Source organism: Pelotomaculum sp. FP, assembly GCF_004369245.1.
Classification (GTDB): Bacteria; Bacillota; Desulfotomaculia; order Desulfotomaculales; family Pelotomaculaceae; genus Pelotomaculum_C; species Pelotomaculum_C schinkii.
On sequence record NZ_QFGB01000096.1, the window covers coordinates 1 to 7,722 of the forward strand.

Genomic DNA, 7,722 nt, shown 5'->3' on the forward strand with positions numbered 1-7,722 from the left:
GCCGTAACCGACGAGCACAGCCGCACCGAACACTACATCAGGAGGTTCTCGACGTTTACCGGGGATTTGCGGAGGCTGGCCGAATGGCTCGCATCCTACAACTGCTGCGATGTGTGCATGGAATCGTGCGGCAAGTATTGGATCCCGATTTTCAATGCCCTTGAAAAGACCTGCAACGTCTGCCTGACGCACCCCAAGTACGTCAAGGCTATCAAGGGCAAGAAAACCGACAAGAAGGACGCAAAGTGGATTTCTGAGCTTTTCAAGTGCGATTTGGTGCGCTCCAGCTTCATTCCGCCACTAGATATCCGCCAACTGCGCGACCTGTGCCGCTATTATGTCAAGCTGACGGGCTTTGCTTCCGGCGAAAAGAACCGCGCCCAAAACTGCCTGACCCTGTGCAATTTCAAGCTTGATGACGTATTCTCCGATGTTTTTGGCAAGAGTGCCACGCGTGTACTTGACGCTCTGCTTAAACATGGAAACGGAGATTTTGAACTTGACGGGTTAATTAGTGGCAAGTGCAAGGCCTCGCCTGAAAAGATTCGTGCGGCTCTTGACGGAGACCTCAACCCCATGCAAGCGGAGAAGCTCAACTTGATTCGGCGGCACGTGAACGATATCAACGCTTTGAAAGCCGCTCTTGAAACCCTGATTGACAAGCTTGCTGCGAAGTACCAACCCCAAATTGACTTACTTATGACCGTTCCGGGTATCAGTACACCGCTTACCGCTATTCGTATCCTTGCGGAAATCGGTGCTGACATGTCCGTGTTTGAAACGGCTAAAAAGCTTGTGTCGTGGGCGGGGCTTACGCCGCAGAATCAGGAAAGTGCTGGTAAGAAGAAAACCACTCGCATCGGTCGCGCAGGAGCGTACCTGAAACCGCTCCTTGTTCAAATCGCGCTCGCTGTCAGCAAGTCCGACAAGCACCCCGAACTCAAAAACAAGTACCAACAACTCAAAAAACGTCGCGGCGGCAAGAAAGCCGTTATTGCCATCGCCCGGAAACTCTTAACCGCCATTTGGCATATCCTCAGCAAAAACGAGGCTTACAACGCTGAACTCTATAAAAAGTCCGACAAGCCGCCTGTCACCCGTGAGTTCACCACGGCTCAGGCTGTTGCTTTCTTGCGCAACAAGGGCTTTGTGATTGTGGACGAGGAAACCGGCGAAGTAGCGTAGAAGACTGAACTTCTTTTTTTCGACCGTCATCCAACGGTTAGTTTGTTGTACCCTTTTTAGGGTGATGTGAAGATAACATGTTTCAAACTAAACAACCTCCTTTATTAAGGTTCTACTACCAGGTATACCCACTAGTTGTGTTAGTAAGATTATAAAGAATATCACAGTCATAAGGTACAGGGTCGCCTCCTCCGCCACCGTCAAAGCCATACTCCGACTCGATTTCAAAGTTAAAGCTTGCAGGTTGGTTAGATGCCGGACTAAACGTCATGTAACCATCATAATCCCTATCTGCTTGGTTTGATTGGGGGCTATGAGTTCCAAAAGTTCTATCATCTGGATCGTCGTCTTCAAAATAATAGTCAGCTAACTGACTGTACATGCTAATTGCGCCAGTCCCAAACATCTCAGACATGGGGTTGTGTCTATACTCAAGTTCCCAAGCATTGGTAAAATCGTATTCAGAGATAGCAGATGATGTCCATCTTATGTTTTCAAATGCAATCCTGTATACTTTGTTAGATGAGTTTCTAGAGTAGTAAACATATCCATGATATGGAGTAAACCACCGATCAGCTCCACTTGTACTTTCACATGTAATTGCGTAAGCTACAATTGAGGTGCCACAGATTAAACTGAATATTAGGATGCTAACGGTTAACAATAGAAACTTTTTTCTATGCATTTTCATCATACTCCTTTGATAAATAATAATAGTTTATCTGCAAACAACTTATTTAGCGAAGGCCATTGGAACCACCCCCTGCTTCTCTTGATAATGGTTAAATAGCTTAACTGGGATCAATACTTGGATTTTTAATATTTTCATCTCAAATTGTGCATGACAAAAAACGGATCCATCATTTTAGAAATATGGGCAGAGAGGAAATAATTTTTCAATTAAGTCCTGCAAATTACGATTTTTTGTTATTGTAAGATACTTTTTTAGAGTATTCTCAAGTATCGTTAATATCAGCTGAAATATCTCGGTAAAACTAATGTCTTTAAGCTCATTACAGCAAAGATAAAATAGATTACCAAGCGTCCTCGGGTCCTTGCTTTCCGGTTTTCTAGGGCAAGCATGATGTAACGACAGAATACGATAGTGGTATGGGCTACCATGGAATAACAAGATCTCTCCTGGAACTCTTTGGCCAGTAAGTAAAAACTTTTGCCAATTATACCGACAAAAATATAAAAGCGATATATTGTATCTTTCTCCAGCCTGCCGGAGTTAACTTCAGATTGCAATGGACAATAAAGGTTTTTGCCACTAAAAACAAGCAGGAAAATGAACTTGAAAAGTTCTAGACAGCTAAAACCTTTTGTTTTTGAAAGTTGAGTAGCGTAATATTTTACCAATTTCTTACCTGGTGAAAAAATTATTCATATGAGCGTTAAATTGTTTTTCAACTGCATATTTGTCTGGCAAAATAGATTTCATAAAGACACCTTTAGTCAACTCTGTTTTCCAGACGAGGGTTTCTTTTATTGTTTTTCTGCTAAATAAAATCGGATTAGGCCAGCTATATCAAGGCTTTATGGTTATTATTTAAGTGAGAAACTTGAGCTTTTATCTTATAATTTTATCTTATAAAATAAATTAGCAGATCACTTCAAACCTGTCTACCAATACTGTCCAAAAGGGTCCTTTTTGTGTATGAATAAGTATATTTTCACGTATGAAAAGGTATTCAGAATTCTAGTTGAAATAGAAATAGAGGGATATTCCCTCTATTTATCATCGTAAATTCATTCCAAATTTTGTTTCCATTACCCTGGCCCTGGCTTTAGTCATTATGACTGATTCTTTTGTGTTGTTTAAGATTACTTTGCACGTCTTTTTGCCCCAGGGCTGTATTTCCTTTACCATATTCAGATTGATAATAAACCCCCTGTGGCTGCGAAAAAAGGAATGCTCTGATAGTTTTTGTTCCAGCGACTCCAATGTCTCTGTGGTTTTAAATTTGCCTCCGGGGGTGTGTATGACCGTGGATCGCCCTTCTCTCGTTAAGAAGATAATGTCTTTGACGTTTACGAATACTTTCTTTCCTTCTTCTTTAATAAATATTCTGGACGGCCCGGCTTCAGCTTGAGGCGCGGTGAAGGAGGCGTCTATGGTCCGTTCCGCTTCAGTAAACCTCGCTCTGATCCGCTCCATAGTTTTACGGATCCGGTCGATCTTAAAGGGCTTAATTAAATAATCGAAGGCGTAAACTTCGAAAGCCTGATGGGTAAAGTTTTCATAGGCGGTAGCAAAGATGAGCGTGGTCTTGGGACTGAATTTACATATTTCCCGTGCTGCATCCAATCCGTCTTTTCCTTGCATGAAGACATCCAGAAAGACGACCTGGGGAGCAAGTTGTTTCACCAGCCGGATTGTTTCCAGGCCGTCTTTAGCTTCGCCGATAACCTCTGCATCAGGTATTTCTTCAAGGGCCTTTTTTAAGATGTGGCGCATGGCCGGATCATCTTCAGCGATGAGTATGGTTATGCTCATGGGCTTTGGCCTTCCTTAACCAGGTTTATTTTTCAGGCGGTTTGGGCTGGTACCAGAATATAAAGCTGGCCGGTTTAATGCCCAAAGCAGCGATAAACAATGCGCTTAAAACCAAAGGGGCAAATAACAACTTCTTAATTTTCAACATTATTCAATTAAACCTCCTTTCCTTGTAGTTATGTAGGATAAGGATTCATCAATTTTACCAATAATCAGGTAACCCGGCGGGGTAAAACTAAAGGTCTGCACCAGCAGGGCCAGAAGTCCGGCCATGATGTAAGATAATCTAATATGGTCGCCGGACAAAAAGGCGGCACTCAGCAAAACGGTTAGATATACTAGAGTAACCCCTTTAAAAAGAAGCCTTTCTTCGTAATTTATTGTCCTGTACGGCACTTCAGCGGGCGCCCACAAACAGGCGCATAAAGCCATGGTCAGGAAACAGGGCAATAAAACCATCGCCAACTGGCCGGGATGTAAGAGTTTTTCCAGGTTCAGAGCTATCATACCCGCGGAAAGGTAGACAACCAAGCCGCAACACAGGCAGCGCAGGTAGCTGGTACAGTGGGCGCCGCCGCTCACCAGGCGCAGCAGGCTCCCGCAAATGAGGGCGACAATTACCTGGGGCAGGATTCTCAGGAAGCCGGCAGACATTAAAAGAACGACCCCCTTAATTAAAGTCCCCAGGATAATTTCCAGGCCGTAGCGCACACGGTCAGCCTGGCGCGAACTCAAGTCAGCTTCCTCAGTAATGTATTTTGCTATTTTACTTGAGGCGCTATATAGGCTCATCGTTTCCTCACTTTTTCGCAGGCAGGCGGACTGTAAAAATCGTCTCCTCATCATTTGAAGATACGGTTACTGAACCATTGTATCGTTCAACTAGTTCTTTAACTATTGCCAGCCCCAAACCAGGCCTCCCTTTTTTGGTTGAGAAGTTTGGTTCAAAGATTCTGTCAATGATTTCCGGTTCAATTGGTTTACCTCGGTTTGCCACTGCAAAAACAAATGCATTAGATGGTTTTGTTATTTCCACGTTTATAAGGCGCCTTTCTCCCGAAGCGCTTCCCACTGCTTCCATGGCGTTATCAATCAGGTTGCCCAGAACGGAATTGGCTTCTCCGGATTTTAATGGTAGATCTTTAAGGCTGCAGTTTATTAGAACTTCAAGATTCATATTCTTTGCCTCTGCCAGACTGATTTTCGTATACAACATGGCGCTTATTTCATGGTTGTCGGTTTTAATAAGTTCCCCTCGGGTACTAATGGCGTTAAATGTATTTCTTATGTAGTCCCTGGCTTCACGGGAAGAGCCGACTTCAAGGAAGCCGTATACTGCCTGAAGGTGGTGATTAAAGTCGTGGCGCTGTTTGCGGATGGAATAAATTAGCTCTTCCATTTGGGAAATCGTTTCCGCCGTTTGTTTAGCAGTACACTCTACTTCTACAATTCTGGCGATTCTTTTGATTGCCACTGCGGATAAACCTGTTAGAAGTACCACCGCCAAACTAATAAAGGTCGTAAAGCTATTTAAATATAGCTCAGAAATACTGCCGGCGCGGGATAAAAAGAAAGTGCTGTTTAATAGCGCCAGCAGCAGGATGGGGCTCAGAACCAGGGCAATTAGCGGGAAGTACTGCCTAATATAAAAATCTTCATCCAACAGGTCTTGAGCCCTCGATATGGTTAATCCACCTGTTTGTTTTGCTTTTTTTAAGTAAGATAAGATGTTTATACGATGGCGCCGGCAAAAAATGATTATTAAAAGGATGGCTGCGGCTTCCGGCAAAAAGAAGCAGATTCTCAATAGGGGATCGTCAAGAGCCTGTTCATAGGTATAGCCTGTTATTCCCAACAATTGCGGGGCTATCAGTGTTTCTACCGCGGCAAATACAGTGAGTCCCGCCAAACCCGCCAAGGTGGAAGTAATTAGGTTTAGGCGGGTAACCGCGTGAATTATTAAGATAAAGGCTAAAAGCAATAGTATTGTGTGCAGGCCGAAGGGCACTTGGGACAACCTTATAATATAAGACGCCAATGCGTGAAACATGCCGATTATAAATAACTGCCCAAGGCGCGGCCTGAATCCTGCGAGGGTAATCCCCAGCGCTGCCACCAGCATGGCTTCGGGAAGGGATACGCATAAAAGTTGCAGGATTGTCATTTTATCCACAAAATACCACTTCCTAATTATTGTCGCCTAAAATCGCAATTCCTGCTGTGTTTGTACGAAAGGGTCCTTTTGGTGCCTGAAAGGGTCATTTAGCTTTTTAATTACGGAAGGCTTCTAAAAAACAAAGCTCATCCCGGTACCGGAATGAGCTTATATTCAACTAAACAAAATTATGTCTCTCTTTTTCCGACAGCCTGGCTGCATTGACAGATACTATGTTTAGGCCAGTGCTTTTTTGAGATCCTGCCTTTAGATAGGTTGTATTCTGACTATACAATTTCTATAAGGAAATAGATATTCCTTCTATTCTCTCCAAATATTTACGTTAATGAACCTGGTAGTATGGACATTGACAAGGGACAACCCCCTTAGTTGGGTTGCAGTTGTTTCCGAAGCCTTTCGGAGCAGCGCTTCAGCTTCAAGCCCGAGGGCTGAGGTAAGGTTTTCAGCAAAAAAAAGCAGCCTGTGGGTTGTGTAATATCCCAGGCTGCTTTTGTTAAATACTTAAATTTTTGCCTCTTTCAGTCATCACCCCATTCAATGTACAATAAACCGAAGTAAATTCACCCTCAACCTTATAAATAAATAAACACCACATACCAGAAAGCGGTAATCCGTTTCCATAGATCTTAGTACTTGGAGGCGCTCCCATTTGAGGAAAATCAGGCTTCATATAATTTCATTTTATAGCAAAGCAAATTGGTCATTAGAACTTGCTGACTCAAGTCATCAAACTAATATAGAAAAGGAGGAAATATAAATATATGGTAGAAATATTTCTCCTGAGAACAACATACCAGTGCCTACTCTACTTAGAGATGCTACTAGTAGCCTGGAGGAATTGAACAATGCAGATACCTATTACATCAGCTTTTGACTTTTTAAAAATAGCGCATGATCTGAAGAAAAATAGAAATCATTCTTCGGAAATTGAGTTCTATAGAGGACAACCAGATAGGGAATATGTATTATTGCCAACAATTTACAGGAGCGGTATGTTGAATTATGAAGAGGAGTTAATTAATGAATTTATTAGAAGAAGACCTGATGAATTTCCTGAAAGCGATGGATTGTTCAACATCGTAGCTAAAATGCAACATTATGGATTACATACTCGTTTACTTGACGTAACGGAAAATCCAGTAGTGTGTTTGTATTTTACCTGTTGTGATAATTTTGATAAAGACGGGGAAATATTTATATTTCAAAGAAGGCTTGATGAAATACCAAGTAATACAGTATTAAACATTATTGTAGAATTTTATATTCGCCATAAAAATATTGGTGGGAATTATGACGTTAGAAGTTATTACGACTATATAGTTAGAAATCACAAGGAAAAAGATGTGGAAATGGCATTTTATCATATTATTAACGGATACTATTGTTTTGCAAGACCAAAGGTTATAAATGAGCGTATATTGAGACAGTCTGGTTCGTTTATGTTATATGCAAATGATGTTTGTCCAAAAGAAAATTGCAAAAACGAAAAATGCATTTATAGAGGAACAGATAAATGTGAAAAAGATAGTATCGCAGAGGATATTAGAAGAAGAGTTGAAACCTTATCTATTAAGGAAACATTATGGGATTAGGGAGTGTACCGGCTTCCGTGTAAATGGAATAATCTCACAAGTAATTGTACACACTAATAATGCTTTTACTCATGCGCAGGATAGGGCAACGCGGGAGCGCGACCCGAGCGGCGCTTGAGGTTTGGCGAGGCGGCGGATTCCAATGGAGACCGTCGCTTTTATCTGCCGTCTTGGAAAACCAAGCGATAAACTCCAGGGGTTCGGGGGCAGCGCCCCCGATCACGAAACCATTTTACCTTGCAGCCGGTCCTCAAAAAATATCATCAGTT

Annotated in this window: 7 protein-coding genes; 2 read left to right on the top strand and 5 right to left on the bottom strand. The window is 42.3% G+C overall.

Translation table 11 applies throughout. From position 1 onward, the window contains the following. Positions 1-1,185, top strand: a 1,185-nt coding sequence (locus tag Psfp_RS20375) for an IS110 family transposase (RefSeq protein ID WP_134220345.1), incomplete at its 5' end; no start/stop codon positions are given. A gap of 115 nt (positions 1,186-1,300) precedes the next feature. Here the strand turns inward: Psfp_RS20375 and Psfp_RS20380 are convergent. The 5 genes from Psfp_RS20380 to Psfp_RS20400 all read right to left on the bottom strand — a co-directional run bounded on the left by Psfp_RS20380 (position 1,301) and on the right by Psfp_RS20400 (position 5,849). Then, positions 1,301-1,870: a hypothetical protein gene (locus tag Psfp_RS20380; protein WP_134220346.1), complete on the bottom strand. Its 570-nt coding sequence runs from the start codon at positions 1,868-1,870 to the stop codon at positions 1,301-1,303. A gap of 1,056 nt (positions 1,871-2,926) precedes the next feature. Next, positions 2,927-3,685 (bottom strand): LytTR family DNA-binding domain-containing protein, encoded by a 759-nt coding sequence (locus tag Psfp_RS20385; protein ID WP_134220347.1) that lies wholly within the window; start codon positions 3,683-3,685, stop codon positions 2,927-2,929. Between the two features lie 25 nt (positions 3,686-3,710). After that, positions 3,711-3,833 (bottom strand): cyclic lactone autoinducer peptide, encoded by a 123-nt coding sequence (locus tag Psfp_RS20390; RefSeq protein WP_134220348.1) that lies wholly within the window; start codon positions 3,831-3,833, stop codon positions 3,711-3,713. Continuing rightward, on the bottom strand, positions 3,833-4,477 hold the full coding sequence (locus tag Psfp_RS20395; protein ID WP_192895566.1) for an accessory gene regulator B family protein: 645 nt from the start codon (positions 4,475-4,477) through the stop codon (positions 3,833-3,835). Before Psfp_RS20395 ends, Psfp_RS20390 begins: the two co-directional genes overlap by 1 nt. A 7-nt stretch (positions 4,478-4,484) precedes the next feature. Beyond that, positions 4,485-5,849 carry an ATP-binding protein gene (locus Psfp_RS20400; RefSeq protein ID WP_243120831.1) on the bottom strand — a complete coding sequence of 455 codons (1,365 nt, stop codon included), beginning with the start codon at positions 5,847-5,849 and terminating at the stop codon, positions 4,485-4,487. Positions 5,850-6,706: 857 nt separating this feature from the next. Between Psfp_RS20400 and Psfp_RS20405 the strand changes: the two genes are divergently transcribed. Then, the gene (locus Psfp_RS20405; RefSeq protein WP_134220351.1) at positions 6,707-7,453 is read left to right on the top strand and encodes an FRG domain-containing protein; all 747 of its coding nucleotides are present in this window, start codon (positions 6,707-6,709) and stop codon (positions 7,451-7,453) included. Positions 7,454-7,722 lie beyond the last annotated feature (269 nt).